General features: G+C 61.3%; 11 protein-coding genes. 3 read left to right on the top strand and 8 right to left on the bottom strand.

Features of this window, described 5'->3' with window-relative positions:
- Positions 1 to 30 precede the first annotated feature (30 nt).
- The 8 genes from DW123_RS02050 to allC form a co-directional block, all read right to left on the bottom strand.
- Positions 31 to 987, bottom strand: coding sequence for a 2-hydroxyacid dehydrogenase (locus tag DW123_RS02050; protein WP_117743789.1), 957 nt, complete (start codon positions 985 to 987; stop codon positions 31 to 33).
- An 18-nt stretch (positions 988 to 1,005) separates the two neighbouring features.
- A complete protein-coding gene (locus DW123_RS02045; RefSeq protein WP_117743790.1) occupies positions 1,006 to 1,863 on the bottom strand; it encodes an alpha/beta hydrolase in 858 nt (285 codons plus the stop codon).
- Positions 1,864 to 3,462, bottom strand: coding sequence for a PucR family transcriptional regulator (locus tag DW123_RS02040; protein ID WP_158553184.1), 1,599 nt, complete (start codon positions 3,460 to 3,462; stop codon positions 1,864 to 1,866). It lies immediately after the preceding gene.
- A gap of 174 nt (positions 3,463 to 3,636) precedes the next feature.
- Positions 3,637 to 4,425, bottom strand: coding sequence for a (S)-ureidoglycine aminohydrolase (allE, locus tag DW123_RS02035; RefSeq protein WP_117743792.1), 789 nt, complete (start codon positions 4,423 to 4,425; stop codon positions 3,637 to 3,639).
- 100 nt (positions 4,426 to 4,525) lie between these two features.
- Positions 4,526 to 5,827, bottom strand: a complete 1,302-nt coding sequence (locus tag DW123_RS02030) for an MFS transporter (RefSeq protein WP_255413332.1) — start codon at positions 5,825 to 5,827, stop codon at positions 4,526 to 4,528.
- A gap of 34 nt (positions 5,828 to 5,861) precedes the next feature.
- Positions 5,862 to 7,226, bottom strand: coding sequence for an allantoinase AllB (gene allB / locus DW123_RS02025; protein WP_117743794.1), 1,365 nt, complete (start codon positions 7,224 to 7,226; stop codon positions 5,862 to 5,864).
- A 156-nt stretch (positions 7,227 to 7,382) separates the two neighbouring features.
- A complete protein-coding gene (locus DW123_RS02020; RefSeq protein WP_117743795.1) occupies positions 7,383 to 8,867 on the bottom strand; it encodes a putative allantoin permease in 1,485 nt (494 codons plus the stop codon).
- A gap of 30 nt (positions 8,868 to 8,897) precedes the next feature.
- Positions 8,898 to 10,124 carry an allantoate deiminase gene (gene allC, locus DW123_RS02015; RefSeq protein WP_118273054.1) on the bottom strand — a complete coding sequence of 409 codons (1,227 nt, stop codon included), beginning with the start codon at positions 10,122 to 10,124 and terminating at the stop codon, positions 8,898 to 8,900.
- A gap of 259 nt (positions 10,125 to 10,383) precedes the next feature.
- On the opposite strand from allC, the gene fdrA reads away from it, so the two are divergent.
- The 3 genes from fdrA to allD all read left to right on the top strand — a co-directional run bounded on the left by fdrA (position 10,384) and on the right by allD (position 15,380).
- A complete protein-coding gene (gene fdrA, locus DW123_RS02010; RefSeq protein ID WP_233540119.1) occupies positions 10,384 to 13,389 on the top strand; it encodes a DUF1116 domain-containing protein in 3,006 nt (1,001 codons plus the stop codon).
- Between the two features lie 4 nt (positions 13,390 to 13,393).
- The gene (locus DW123_RS02005) at positions 13,394 to 14,236 is read left to right on the top strand and encodes a DUF2877 domain-containing protein (RefSeq protein ID WP_117743796.1); all 843 of its coding nucleotides are present in this window, start codon (positions 13,394 to 13,396) and stop codon (positions 14,234 to 14,236) included.
- 91 nt (positions 14,237 to 14,327) lie between these two features.
- Positions 14,328 to 15,380, top strand: a complete 1,053-nt coding sequence (allD, locus tag DW123_RS02000; RefSeq protein ID WP_117743797.1) for an ureidoglycolate dehydrogenase — start codon at positions 14,328 to 14,330, stop codon at positions 15,378 to 15,380.
- Positions 15,381 to 15,450: the final 70 nt, after the last annotated feature.

Below are 15,450 nucleotides of genomic sequence, written 5' to 3'. Positions count from 1 at the left end.
GGCCCCGCCTCTTTTCGTATCGAGAATGCGTTACAGCTCGCAGACGTTCTGCGCGCGGCCCTCAACATAGGCGAGGACGTTGTCGAACTCGATCTTGGCGCGGCGCTGCATGGCCTCGTGCGTAAGGAAGCCAACATGCGGCGTGAAGATGCAGTTCTTGGCGTTGACAAGGGCGTAGCCGGCAGGAATCGGCGGCTCCATGTCGAAGACGTCGATACCGGCACCGGCGAGCTTGTCATCGTTGAGCGCCTGGGCCAGGGCATCGTTGTCCACGATGGCGCCGCGAGCACAGTTGATAAAGACGGCGCCGTCCTTCATCTGAGCGAACTGCTCGGCACCAAAGCTCTTGCGCGTGGCGTCGTTATTGGGCAGGTGCAGGCTCACGATATCGGACTCGGCAAGCAGCTGCTCGAGCGAGACCTGCTCGATACCGGCCTCGGCCGCCTCGGGATGCTCGTGGCGGGCATAGCCCAGCACGCGGGCTCCAAAGGCCTTAAAGAGGCGACCCGTGGCGCAGCCGATCTTGCCGCAGCCCACGATGCCTACGGTCTTGCCGCAGATCTCGGTGCCCACAAGACCGGCGCTCGTCTGGCCGGCGCGAACGGCGGCATCGGCAGCACCCACCTTGCGCAGTACATCGATGGTAAGGCCAAGGGTAAGCTCGGCCACGCTCACGTCGGAGTAGCCGGCACAGTTGCGCACCTCAACACCGCGCTCGCGGCAGGCGGAAAGCCCCACGTGATCGATGCCGGTAAAGGCGACGGCGATCATCTTGAGTGCGTCGGCGCCGGCGACAACCTCGGCAGGGTAGGGGTTGTTGGCGATCATGACAACCTCGGCGCCCTCGCTACGGCGTGCGAGCTCTGCCGGATCGGTCGTCTTGGTGTCAAAGTAGACAAACTCGTGGCCAGCTTCCTTGAGCGGTGTGGCAAGCTCGTCGATGGTCTGCGTGGGTACTCCCAGCGGCTCGAGCAGTGCAATTTTCATAATGCGGTCCTTTCGTTGTTAGCCGAGTACTTCGGATAGGTAGGCAAGGGCGGCTTGGTAAGTTTCGCGCCCTACGGGATTGGCAGTGTCGCGGTCAAAGTCGTGTTCCAGATAGTACACCTGGTGCATCTGGCGCTGTTTGGCGGCGCGCATGAGCGACTTGGACTGCTTGAGGGGAACATCGTTGTCTCCGGTGCTGGCGGTAATAAAGACGGGCGGCAGACGCTCGAGATCCTCGCGCGTCTGCGACAGCGCTGCAGCGTTGTTCTCGTCCACGCCCAGCATGCGCCCCCAAGATCCCTGCTGGCGCGCATGCACATACAGGGAAAACCTCGTGGCCTTGGGGCCCTCAAACACCAAGGAGCCAGAAGGTCCCGTAAGCGCGTTAACCGTTGCGGTGTCTACGGCGGGCATGGCCGCGTAATGGGCGCTCGGTGTGCTTACAAACGGGTCCTCAAGGTTCCAGTAGCCATAGAAGTCCCAGATGGCGGCAGGCTGCTGCAAATCGGGGCGTTTGGAGGCAAGCTCTGCTGCCATCTTGAGCGCCAAATAGCCTCCTGCCGAGCGTCCAAAGAGCACGTAACGGTCGCAGCCAAGCTCGGCAAGCTCGTGCTCGATTAGCTGGCTAAGTGCCTGGAACGAAAGCTCTACGGAGCACTCGAGCGGCCACTCGGGCGCGAGGGGATAGTCGACGGCCACCAGCGTATAGCCGGCGGCGGTGATCATATCGATATAGGGCTCCGGCAGGTCGCCACGCTCGCCATACAAAAAGCCGCCGCCGTGGTAGTAGACGATGGCGCAGCCATTGGAAAATCCCTCAATCGCATGAACCGTTGCCGGAACCTTGATCTTGCCGGCGCAAATCTCAAGTTCCATTTAGTTCTCCTTATCGAGCAGACGGAAGATGCGCGAGCCCAGTGCAATCTGCAAACGATCGTCGGGGTTGTGGAAATCGAGGCCGGTCGTCTTTTGGATGCGCTCGGAGCGGTAGCGGATCGTCTTGGGGTGCATAAAGAGCTGGCGGGCCGTTTCCTGGTAGTTAAGGTTGTTCTCGCACAGGACCGAGGCGGTCTCAAAGAACTCAAAGCTGCGGTCGTGGAGCTCGCGCACGCGCGGGTCGATAAAGCGCGTGAGCTCGGTGGCGTCGGTTACCTGCATAAAGAGCTTGTAGATGCCCAGATCCTCAAAGCGCATGATGCGGCCGTGATACTGCTCGCCGTCAAAGAAGCGCTCGATTTCGGTGACCTCGCGCATCAGGTCGGGCAGGTTCGACGACGTTCCAAGCGACGAGATAGCGCCCAAGTACGAAAACGCTGGCAGCGCCGGCACCATGGCGACATCTTTCATAATCGTCTTGATATCAGTCGAATCGTAGCGGGCCTGGGGCGATTTGACGTTATGCAAAAAGACGATCGAATCGTTCATCTCCAGGTAGGCGGTCTCGGGATAGAGCATCTTGAGGCGGCGACGCGCCATAATCAAGATATCGCTGCGACGATCGATGGCATTGGGGTCGTCGAGATTGACCTTGAGCATCAGGGCTTCGTAATGGGGGAAGGCACCAATGCCCAGCGACTGCAGGCTGTTCATGACGCGTTCGGGGTCGAGCGAAGGCTCGGTGAGCAGCTCGCGCATCACATTGTTGTTCTGGAAGAAGATCTTACGATCGAGGGCGTTTTGCTTAAGGATTTCCATCTGTAGCAGCGAGACGACGTTTTCGACCGCCATGATGTCGAGCGGGGAAAGGCGCGCGACCTTAACGTGCAAGATCAGGTAGTAAATCTGGTCATCGGAGCTGGGGATGAGCACCGCGGTCGCATGGCGCGTGAGCTCTGGATAAGTGAGCTCGGCGTCAAAGTAGTGATGGCTGCGGTACTGGTTTTCGTCGAACTCCGTCAAGCGCGGCATGGTAAAGCGCGAGAGTTCTTGGCTCGTGGTGGTGCGGCGATCCTTGGTGCTGTCGAAAAACGTGATATCGGCATGGATGAGGCCGCGCAGCTTGAGCAGAATCTCAAGCACGGTAGGCTCGCGCAGGGCCAGGTCCATGGTTTGACGGTGCAAGTCGTAAAAACGGTTGAGCAGTGTCAGGTTGGAGTCAAGGAAGTTGCCGAGCACGTCGAGCAGCAGGCCCTCGTACTTGGTGTCGGCGGGAATCTGAATGAGCGGAAGATCGTGCTTGTCGCAAAGCTTGACGATCTGAGCAGGCGCCTTAGCCAAAAGGCGCTCGGGCTTAAAGACAATCGCCCCGATGCCAAGCTCATCTGCTTTATCAAAGAAGAAGGTGAGCCCGTCAGCGGAGAGGTTCTCAAAGGCATAGAAGCTCGTGATGAGCATCTGGCCGGATTTGCCCCACGACTCGATATCGGGAGCCTCGACGATCATGGCAGTGGAGACCTCGCGATCCAGGCCCGCACGGCCGGCGATGACGGTGGCGCCCTCGAAGGAGGGAAGCAGCAGTGCGTCTGATACGTTCATGAGGGCTCCTTTGCGGTCGCATGTGACAGGGAGACAGTCCATTGTCACATCAGATGGTAGTGCAAAAGCGCCCCGTGGCGCACGTGGCGCCGCGGGGCAGGTTGAAGACGGGTAGGGCACCTCACACGTGGTTAGGAGAGAGAGGAGAGGAGTACCCCGAAACCCAGGAGTGATTTAGAGACGGACGTCGCGGTTGCAGTCCTTGCTGTAGATGTAGGCGAAGTCCTCGTCGCGGCCGATACCGTAGGCGGCCTGCGGGCAGTAAGCGCCCATGTAGAGGTAATCACCCTTCTTGACGGGCAGCCACTGGTCCTCGAGCACATACATGCCCTCGCCGGAGAAGATGTAGGCGCCGTGCTCCTGGAAGTGGGTCTCCACGTAGCCGTGGCAAGCGCCCGGCTTAAAGGCCAGGATGTGGATGTTCATGTCAAAGCCAAGATCGGTGGCGCTGGGCAGGAAGTCGCAGCACTTGACGTCGGTCATGTCCTCGTAGTCGACCCACTCCAGATCGTTGGAGTTGCCGATCACGGTGTGAGCCTCGTGGCCCTCGATGCGGTCGTAGAGACGCTTGTACATAAAGCCGTGAGCGTCGCCATCACCCTTGTTCTCAAAGAAGATCTTCTTGCCCTCGGGGACGAAGATGTAGCCGCCGTCGGTAACGGTCTGGGTGGTCTCGCCATCGGAAACCTCGACGGTGCCGTCGAAGAAGTAGATGAAGAGCTCCTCGCCCGGCTGGCCCCAGCCCTGGGTGTTCTTGCCGCCCTCATGCACGGTCAGCAGGTAGTCGGCGAAGGTGCCGCCGAGCTTGGGCGAACCCAGGATGGTGACGTCGCAGTTCTCGAAGCCGGGGATGACGTTCTTAACGCAGCCGTCGGGCTCGATGACGGCCCAGTTGCGCTTGACGACGGAGCGGTTCTGCAGAATGTCGTCGCGATAGCCAGTGTTGTCGTTACGGTAGCCCATGATTGTTTCCTTTCTTTTGGGCGGTATAGGTAAATGGTGAGAAGTGCGTGCGGGCGGGCTTTGCGCTGCCCGCACGGGGATAGTCGGGGTTGGGTGAGCCTTAAGCGGCCTGCTCGGCCTTGGCGGCCTTGGCCTTCGTCATCCTGTCAACCAGGAAGAACAGGAGCGTGCCGACCAGGATGATGGCAACTGCCAGGTAGAAGCCCAGAATCTTGGATCCGGTGGCGTCGGAGATGGCTCCAGTCACGGCAGGAGCGATAACCGAGGACGTCATGCCAAAGAAGTTGAACACGCCGTACATGGTTGCCACCGATCCGCCCGAGGCGAAGCCCGAAAGCCACGCGATGATAATGGGCTCGACGGCGAGCTTGCCAAAGAAGCCATAGGCCACGATGCCGATGATGAGGAGCGTCTGGTCGCCGGTGTTGATCATAAAGGTGAGCATGGCGGCGGCGATGAGCTCGAGCGCGATGATGATGGTCACCTTGCGCTCGGGGAGCTTGTCGGCCAGGCGGCTAAAGAGCAGAGCGCCGGGGATGGCGGCGAAGAACACGAGCGAGCTCGCGATGCCGATTGCCGTGCCCTCGAAGCCACGCTCGGTCTCGAGGAAGTTGGGCAACCAGGTGTCGATGAGGTAGTACGCATACATGGTGGAGAAGTACAGCACGTACGCAGCGATCATCTGCGGCTTAAAGAGGGCCTTGATGTCGGTCTTGCCGGTCGCGGCAGGGGCGCCTTCGGTCTGATGAGCGGCGGCCTCCTTGCTCGAGCGAACGGTGCGGCTAAAGACGAACACCATAACGAGGGCGAGCACCAAGGCAATGATGGTCATGGTCTGCCAGGGGAGGGCGCCGGAGCCCACGAGCGCAGAAGCGCTGATGAGGCCCAGGCCCGAGCCGATGGCCATGCCGGAGTTGACGATGGCGGTGGAAAGGCTCTTGCGCTCGGCCGGAACATTTTCGGCCGTGAGCGAGTAGGCGCAGCCGTAGAACGTTCCGCAACCAAGGCCCGCGAGAACCGATCCTGCATAGAGGACGGGAAGGGTGGTTGAGGCGCTTACGACGGCGGCGCCGATGGCAAAGAGCGTAAATCCGGGAAGGATGACGCGCTTTTGTCCAAAACGGTCAACAAGCAGACCGGAAGGGATCTGCATGATGACGTAACCGAGAAAGTAAAAGCTCGAGATACTGCCGAGGGCTGCGTCGGATGCTCCGCCAAAGTACTCAGAGAGAACGGAATAAACCGGCGTGAGGGCGCAGCGGTAAATCCAGATGACGATCCATCCTGCGGTGAGGATGGCGACGATGCGCTTCCAGTACGTGTCTTGCTTTTGCTGCACGCTGTTGGTCATGGGATGAAACCCCTTACGGTCGATGGAACAGGTGAAGGGCCCGACACTCAAAGGTGAGCGGGCCCCGTTTTAAAGCGTGTGGGCGCTATTTGACAAACTTGCCGGGGAAGTCCTTGCAGACGCCCTCGCCCTTTGCATAGGTGGTCTCGCCGCGAAGGATGGTGCGGGCGACCTGGCAGCCGATGGTACGGCCGATATACGGCGTGATCTTGTTCTTGTACTCAAGATCCTCAGCCTGCAGCGTGTAGGGGCTGTTGGGCTCGATCAGGCAGAAGTCGGCGTCCTTGCCAACCTCGATGCGACCCTTGTCGGCCAGGCCAAAGCGGTCGGCGACGTTGGTGGACATGACCTTGGCGAACAGAGCGGCGCTCATACCGCGCTTCTGGACCATCTCATCGTACATGACATCCATGCAGTTCTGGATGCCGGAGATGCCGCCCCAGGCGTCAAAGGCGTTCTCGGGAGCCTTGAGGTCGGGCGTGCAGGGAGAGTGGTCGGAGACGACCATGGAGATGGCGCCGTCGGCGAGCAGCTTCCACAGGGCGTCCTGCTGGGCCTTGTCGCGGATCGGGGGAGAGCACTTGGTGATGTTGCCGATGGCGTCGAGCTCGTCGGTCGTGAAGTACAGGTAGTGCGGGCAGGTCTCGCAGGTGATGTCGTAGCCCTCCTGCTGAGCGGCGATAACCTCGGCCACGGCCTCCTTGCAGGTGCAGTGACAGATGTTGACGCGGCAGCCGGTCTGCTTGGCAAAGAAGATCACGCGACGGACAGCCTCGGCCTCGGTGAACGGGGGACGGGTGGCAACGTAGTCAGAGACCTTGCCCTTACCAGCGGCCTTGGCGAGTGCGCCGAGCTTGTTGGTGATGGGGGCGTTCTCGCAGTGAACGTCGAGCACCTTGCCGGTCTTGGCGATCTGGCGCATGCCCTCCCACAGCGAGTAGTCGTCGACGTCCTCAAAGTCGCCGTTGTCGGGGATGGTGCGGTCGCCGCAGCTGGCGACGAATGCCTTGTAGCCCACGACGCCACCGTCGGCGAGCTCCTGAATGCCGCCGTCGAGGTTGTAGGGGGTCAGGCCGCCCAGGGAAGCGACATCGACGCGGAGCTTACCGGCGCCGGCGGCCTCCTTGATAGCGAGGCGCTCGCCGTTGGTGGTGGCGGGAACCTGGTTGAGGGGCATCTCGACGATAGAGGTGATGCCGCCCTTGGCGCACGCGGCGGTGCCGGTGAGGTAGCCCTCCCAGCCGTCGCGATAACCGCCGCCGGGGTCGGTGATGTGAGCGTGACCGTCGATCATGCCCGGGCTCACAACGAGGCCGGTGGCATCGATGGTCTCGGTGCCCTCAAGATCGGCGCCGATAGCGGCGATCTTGCCATCGGTTACGGCGACGTCGGTTACGGTCTCGCCGTCTTCGAGGATGACGGTACCGCCTTTAATTACGAGGTCGTACATTGTTCCTCCCTTAGGTAGGGTGTCTGCATTCTTAACAGACGTTGTGGAAAGGACCTTTACAGGGATGCGTTGTTTGCGCGCCAGCAACGCATCCCTGGCGAGGTTGAAGATGGGGTGGAGCGGATGCTCCTGCAGGTGGAGGCCTGCGCGGTTGGTTTACTTGGCCTCGACGTTAGCCTGAGACGAGGAGAACTTGCGGATGGCGAGGTAGATTACGAAGGCCGAGATGGAGCCTGCGAACCAAGACACGCCGGAGATAAACGAGAGTGCGGGGATAAACTGGCCCGAGAGCGAGATAACGAGCGCCGCGATGGTCGCGATGTAGGCCGGAACGTTGACGCCCTGATAGGGGTTGGACTTGTCCTGGTCGTTCATGTCCATGTAGAGCGCGTCGAGGTCGATCTGACGATTGGCGACAAAGTAGTAGTGGGCGATCATGACGCCGGCGACGGGGCCGAGTACAGCGCCGATGGTGTTCAGGAACAGATAGATGGAGCTGGAGTTTTCCATGAGCTTCCAGGGCATGATGGCAAAGCTGATGACGCTTGCGATCACAACGCCGCTACGATAGGTGAGCTTCTTGGGGAACAGGGCTGCCAGCTGGTAGCCAGCCGGGATGATGTTGCCCGTGGCGTTGGTGGAGATGGTGGTGAGCAAAAAGACTCCCGTGGCGCAGACGACGAGGGGGACGGAATCCCAAGAGTCGATGACCGTGGTGATGTCCCAGTGCTGGGTGCCGGTGGCAAGCGAGGCACCGATAAGGATGACGACGCTGCAGAAGGCAAAGACCACGTAGGCGACAAGCAGGGAGAGGGTCTGACCGCGACGCTGGGTAGCGGTGGACGTGGCGTTCTGCGTAAAGTCGGAGACGCTGGCACCCGGAGCTGCCCAAACGGCGATGACGGAGTTCAGGATCATCAAGAAGACGAACACGGGGTTGAAGTCCTCGGCTGCCTGGGGACTAAAGGCAAGGATGTTGCCCAGACCGCCGGCAGCACTGATTGCCCAGACGGTCATGCCGATGACGACGACGTAGATGAGCGGAGAGAGGACAGCGGTGAACTTGTTGAGGATTCCGCCGCCGCCCAGGCCGATGGCCACGTTGAGGACCCAAAAGATGGTAAATGAGATGAGCTGCGGGATGCCGATACCCAGGATTTGAGCGCCGTCACCGATCTCTAGGAAACCGGGGAAGATCTTGCCCAGGATAATGGTGAGTGCCAGCGAGCCGGTGTAGGTCTGAAGACCGAACCAGGCGATGGCGGCGACGCAGCCACGCAGAAAGCCGGGGAGCTTAGCGCCCAGGTTGCCATAGGTCGAACGCAGGTGCATGGCAAAGGGGATGCCGTACTTTGATCCGGCCTCGCCGTTGATTACCATGAAGGCGGCAACCAGAACAGCGCTTACCACAAGGGCGAACATAACGTTGATGGGGGAGAGACCAAGGAAGAGGAATCCGCCCACCGCAGCGTAGTTGGGGATGTTGTGGACGGAGCCCATCCACAGGGTGAAGTAGTTCTTGACCCCCATGTTGCGCTTTTCGGCGGTCTTGGGGAGCATGTCGTCGTTGTAGCCGCGGGCGCGGTAACGCTCGACTTCCTCGTCGGTTACCTGGTAATCGACGGATTGAGGGTTAGGCATGATGCCTCCCTTCGTAAGGGCTGATAGCCGCTAGTAGGCAAGGTTGTAGAGGGCGGCGCCGAGCATGTCGATGCCGGCCTTGAGGTCTTCGCCCTCGGTATACTCGGCTGGGTTATGGCTGATGCCCTTAACGCTCGGGACAAACAACATGCCGGTCGGAACATGCGGGGCGATAACCTGGGAATCGTGGCCGGCACCGGAGTGCATCATGCGATAGTTGGCACCGGAGTCCTTAGCGACCTGCTCGATCTTGGTGACGAGCTCGGCGTTCATGGGAACGGGGTCCTCGTCCATCCAGCGGTCGATCTCGATCTCCACACCATGCTCGGCAGCGATGCGGGCCATATCGGCCTCGATCTCCTCGGAGAAGCGGACGAGCGTGTCCTTGTCGGTGTGACGGCAGTCCATGGTGAACATGGCATCGCCGGGAACGACGTTGACGGTGTTGGGGGTAACCTCAATATGACCGAAGGTGAGTACCAGCGGATCGCCCTCGGCATTAGCCTTGGCGATGGACTCGGTCACAATCTGGGAGAAGACCTGGATCACGTCGTGGCGATAGCACATACGAGTGGTGCCGGCGTGATTGGCCTCGCCGTGCAGGCGGATGTTGTAGCGACGCTGGCCGGTGATGGCGGTGACGACGCCCACCTTCTTGCCTTCCATCTCGAGGGTGTTGCCCTGCTCGATGTGGAGCTCCAGGAATGCCTTGACGTTGTCGAGCGGACTCGTGTGGGCGGTGCGAACGCCAAAGCCGCAGTTCTTCATGGCCTCGGTAAAGGTAACGCCGTCGTTATCGGCAACGCCTTCGAGCGCGGACTCGGGAACGGTGCCGACCATGTTCTTGCTGCCCCAGAAGACGAAGGGGAAGCGGCTGCCCTCTTCCTCGGCCATAGAGATGACGCGAAGGGACTTCTTGGGGGCGCCGTGGGTCTCGACCAGATCCTTGATGGCAAGGTAGCCACCGAAGATGCCGAGGGCGCCATCGAGCTTGCCGCCGTGAACGACGGTGTCGACGTGGCTACCGCAGGCGATGACATCATCCGTGCCGTCGGTACCGGGGTAGGTGCCCACAAGGTTTCCGACCTCGTCGAACTCGGCCACCATGCCCATATCCTCAAACTTCTGCTTGAGGGCGAGCTGGGCATCGAGCCATTCGGGCGTAAAGAGCAGGCGGGTCATGCCACCGGTCTCATCGGTACCGAAGGATGCGAGCCAGTCGCGAACCGATTCCACTTCTTGTACGGAGGTGCTCATATCTACACTCCTTATAAATTGGTTGAGGATCGGCGAGGCGTGTGGTGCAACGTCGATTCCGTGCGTTGGCTTACACAATACTGACTAAGGAAATCACCAACAATGTCCACTGTGGATAAAGTCGAGTCCAAATCGCTAGACACTCAAGATAATGAATGGAACCTTGGTGCATGGTTTACTGTCATCAGACGCTCGTTGCCGTTACGGCCTACAGCGTGACGGTACACCCACCGAGACATACAGATACAGAAAGTCGGCGATGCAGATGCTTTATACGGTTGTAAAGCAAAACTCGTATCAGGACTCCATCAACCTGATGCTGCTCACCAATAAGATCAACGCCATGCCCGGCGTGGTCCAGAGCCAGATCATGATGGGCACCGATGCCAACAAGGACATCTACGATGCCGCAGGCCTTTTGACGCCCGAGGCCGCCGCTGCCAACCCCAGCGATATGGTGATCGTCGTCGAGGCCGACGACGAGAAGATCGTGGACGAGGTGCTCTCCGAGACCGAGGCCTTCCTCGATGACCTTTCGGTCAAGAAGGCTGCCGATGGCGGCAACACCACCGCCACCTCCTGGGAGGAGGCCGTGGCGGCGCTTCCCGATGCCAACCTGGCTCTCTTCTCCATCCCCGGCGAGTATGCCGCGCCCGAGCTTGAGCGCGCACTCGACCTGGGCCTCAACGTGTTCTCCTTTACCGATAACGTCGCGCTGGAGGACGAGGTTCGTCTAAAGCAGAAGGCGCACGAGAAGGGCCTGCTCTTTATGGGTCCCGACTGCGGCACCGGCGTGATCAGCTCCGTGCCCGTGGCCTTCACCAACGTGATCAACCCCGGCAACATCGGTATCGTCGGCGCTTCGGGCACCGGCATCCAGGAAGTCACCTGCGCCATCGACCGTATGGGTGGCGGCTGCGTACATGCCATCGGCACCGGCGGCCGCGACCTTAACGCCAAGGTCGGCGCCGTGACCGTTAAGGACGCTATCGTGGCGCTCGAGAACCATGACGCCACCGACGTCATCTGCGTTATCTCCAAGCCGCCCGCGCCCGAGGTCCGCGACGAGGTCATCGACCTGCTCGAGAAGTGCGAGAAGCCGGTCGTCGCGATCTTTATTGGCGAGAAGCCCGAGGCCCATCTGGGTCACGTGCATCTGGCCCACACCCTGGAGGAGTGCGCACAGATCGCCGTGGATCTGGCTGCCGGCCGCGAGGTCAAGGCCAACTACTGCGAGCCCGTCGACGTTACGGTCGCCGAACCCCTCGCCGAGGACAAGACCGTCGTCGGTCTCTACTCCGGTGGCACCCTTGCCGGCGAGGCTGCGATGATGATCACCGAGGCGCTTGAGCTCGGCCACATCATCAAGGAAGACGGCTACATGCTGCGTCACGGCGGCTATGACGTCATCGACCTGGGCGACGACGTGTACACCCAGGGTCGCCCGCACCCCATGATCGACCCCGAGGTCCGCGTCAAGATGATGCGCGAGTACGCCGCCAAGCCCACCACGGGCGTCATCGTCTTCGACTGCGTGCTCGGCTATGGTTGCCATCCCGATATGGCCGCCGAGCTTGCCCCGGTCATCACCGAGTGCATCGAGACCGCCCGTGCCGACGGCCGCGAGCTCCACTTTGTGGGCACCGTTGTGGGCACCAGCCACGATCCGCAGGATTACGACCGCTCCGTCAAGCTGCTGGCCGATGCCGGCGCCGTCATGGAGTCGAGCAACGCCCGCGCCGTTCGTGCCGCGCTTGCCTTCAAGGGTATCGACTACACCGAGGCCGACCGTCCGACCGTCGACTACGCCGTCAAGGACAACTCTCCGCTCCCCGAGCCTTCCGAGGCCATGATGGAGCTCCTCACCACCAAGCCCCGCGTTATCAACGTCGGTGTCGAGAGCTTCGTCGACCCGCTCGTCAAGTACGGCGCCAAGGCCGTCCAGTATGCCTGGAAGCCCATGGCAGGCGGCAACAAGCGCATGATTCATCTTCTGACCGAGCTCTCAAAGCACGACGAGATCGATGAGCAGAACGATCGCATTGTCGAGCGCTTCCGCGCCTCGCAGCCATTTCTGGTGGACGTCCGTCCGGCTAAGGACCTCATCCCCGAGATCAACGGCAAGGTCATCCTCCATGCCGGTCCTCCGATCGAGTACAGCCACATGACCGACCCCATGCAGGGCTCCTGCGTCGGTGCCGTCCTCTTTGAGGAGTGGGCCGACAACGAGGCCGACGCCCGCAAGCTGCTCGAGAGCGGCGAGGTCAAGTTCATTCCGTGCCACCATGTCCACGCCGTGGGCCCCATGGGCGGCATCACCTCGCAGAATATGCCGCTCGTCGTGGTCGAGAACCGCGTTGACGGTACCGTGGGCTACTGCACCATGAACGAGGGCATCGGCAAGGTGCTGCGCTTTGGCGCCTACTCCGAGGAAGTCGTCAATCGCCTGCGCTGGATGCGCGACGTGCTCGGCCCCGTCCTCTCCGCGGCTCTCAAGCTCAAGGAGGGTGGCATTAACCTCAACGTTCTCGTTGCCAAGGCCATTACCATGGGCGACGAGTTCCACCAGCGCAACATCGCTGCTTCCCTGTGCTTCCTTAAGGAGGTCGCACCCCTCATCACCCACATGGAGTGGGACGCCAAGGAGAAGGAAGAGGTCATCCAGTTCCTGGCCGATACCGACCAGTTCTTCCTCAACATCATGATGGCTATGGGCAAGTCCATCGTCGACTACGTCCGCAAGGACCACGAGGGCTGCGTCGTCACCACCATGTGCCGCAACGGCGAGAACTTTGGCGTGCGTATCTCCTCGCTCGGCGACGAGTGGTTCACCGCTCCCGTCAACACGCCCAACGGCCTGTACTTTACCGGCTTTGCCCCCGAGGATGCCAACCCCGATATCGGTGACTCTGCAATCACCGAGACCGTGGGCGTGGGCGCCATGGCTATGATCGCTGCCCCCGGCGTCACCCGCTTCGTCGGTGCCGGCGGCTTTGAGGACGCACTTGCCACCTCCAACGAGATGGAGAAGATCTGCGTCACCCACAACCCCGCTTGGACCATCCCCACGTGGGACTTTAAGGGCACCTGCCAGGCAATTGACATCCGCAAGGTTGTCGCCACCGGCATCACGCCGCTCATCAACACCGGCATTGCCCACAAGAAGGCAGGCGTCGGTCAGATCGGCGCCGGCACCGTGCGCGCCCCGCTCGGCTGCTTTGAGAAGGCACTCGAGGCCTACTGCGCAAGCTTGGGAATCGAGTAACACCATGGCACTCACGGCCGTCCAGATTTCGCCCTATGCGCTCGAGGGGCTCCGCGCTCCCTTGATGGGCCATGTGCACAGCGTGTTCAATACGAGCTTTAATGTCGAGCTCGATGGCGCCCTGGTACACGTGGGGCGCGATGCCGATGCATTCTCGTGCACGAGCATCACCATTCCCGCAGGCGAGATGCCGCTTGTGCTGGACGGCCTTAAACCCGGTCAGGTCGTGACCGTCCGTAACGATTATCTGCGCCTGTACCGTTCCGACGGCACCGTGTCAATCGATTTGCAGGGGGCGGAGCCCGTCAATTGCTCCGTCCCGCCCCTCTTCGATGTCGAATCGGCACGATGGGCACTTTCTTGGTTGGGGGAGCGTCGCTTGCGCGAGCGCTCGGGGCTTCCCCCCAGTGCGGAAACGATGCGGGCGCTCACGGGCCTTCGCGAGGGCACGTCGTCCCGGCGGATCGCCGAGCACGTGCGCTATCTGTGCGGCAGGGGTCTTGGCCTTACGCCCTCGGGAGACGACGTGCTCCTGGGTTATGCCTGCGCTCGCAGCGCTTTTGGCCAAGCTACCGGGCTCGTCGATCTTCTCGCCAAGGAGTCGACAGGGCGCACCACGCCAGTTGCCTGCTCCTATGTCGAGGCGTTTTCTCGCGGCGGCGTGAACCCGGTGTATCGCGATCTGCTGCTCGCGGCTCGCAATCGCGATGCCGCCGCCTTCGGTGACGCTGCGACATCGATCGAGCACATCGGCAGCACGTCGGGCGTCGATGCCCTGCTGGGTCTTTCGATTGGCTTTTCTTACGTGGCGACACATGCGGCGAGTCCCGTGCATACAGCGGCGTAACGATTTGCCTGTTACTGGATTCATCTTTTGATTTGTTTAAAACCCGAGGCAAGCGCCTAGCCTTGCCTCAAGTAGACCATAGGAGGTCAACATGCTCGTCAAGCGCGAAGAACTCAAGACCCTCATGAAGAACAAGTTCATGGCTGCCGGCCTTTCGGAGGAGCACGCCGAGAAGACCGCCGAGGTGCTTACCTGGTCGTCCGAGCGCGGCCTGCACAGCCACGGCGAGGTTCGTGTCGAGTACTACACCGAGCGCATCTCCAAGGGCGGCATTACCACCGATCCCAAGTGGACCTGGACCCAGACCGGCCCCTGCACCGGCATCGTCGACGGTGACAACGGCTGCGGCTATCCCTTCGCTATCCTGGGCCTCGAGAAGGCCATGGAGCTCGCTAAGGAGAACGGCATCGGCGTCGTGGGCGTCAAGCGCGTCTCCCACACCGGCGCTCTGGGCTACTACACCGAGATGGCCGCCAAGAACGACCTGTGCTGCCTCACCATGTGCCAGTCCGACCCCATGGTTATTCCTTACGGCGGCGCTGAGCCCTTCTACGGCACCAACCCCATCGCCTTCGGTGCCCCCACGGCCGACGATCGATTCGTGAACTTCGACATGGCTACCACCGTTCAGGCTTGGGGCAAGATCCTCGACGCCAAGAGCGCCGGTCGTTCCATCCCCGATGACTGGGCGGTCGACGTCGACGGTAACCCCACCACCGACCCGCACCAGGTCAACGCTCTGCGCGCCATCGCCGGCCCCAAGGGCTATGGCCTCATGATGGTCGTCGACATCCTCTCCGGCATCCTGCTGGGCGTGCCGGCCGGCCAGAACGTCTCCTCCATGTACCACGATCTGTCCGAGGGCCGCGAGCTTGGTCACCTGCACATCGTCATCGACCCGAGCCGTTTCTGCGGTCTTGACGAGTTCAAGCAGCATATGTCCAAGACCCTCGACGAGCTGGGCGCCGTCAAGCCTGCTCCCGGCTACGACAAGGTGTACTACCCCGGCGAGCGCGCCCTCATCCGTAAGGCCAAGTGCGACGCTGCCGGCGGTATCGAGATCGTCGACGATATCTACGATTACCTGGTCTCCGACAAGCTGTACATCAACAGCTGGGACCACAAGAACCGCTTCGCCGAGTAGCAGGTTTCTCGGCGCGTCGCCTGTACGGTGCGCCGCTTGATTTCTGGGGCCGGTTCGCTCGATCGGCCCC

The sequence above is a fragment of the Collinsella sp. AM10-26 genome, from assembly GCF_003472525.1.
Classification (GTDB): domain Bacteria; phylum Actinomycetota; class Coriobacteriia; order Coriobacteriales; family Coriobacteriaceae; genus Collinsella.
This window is presented reverse-complemented; position numbering and strand designations above follow the sequence as displayed.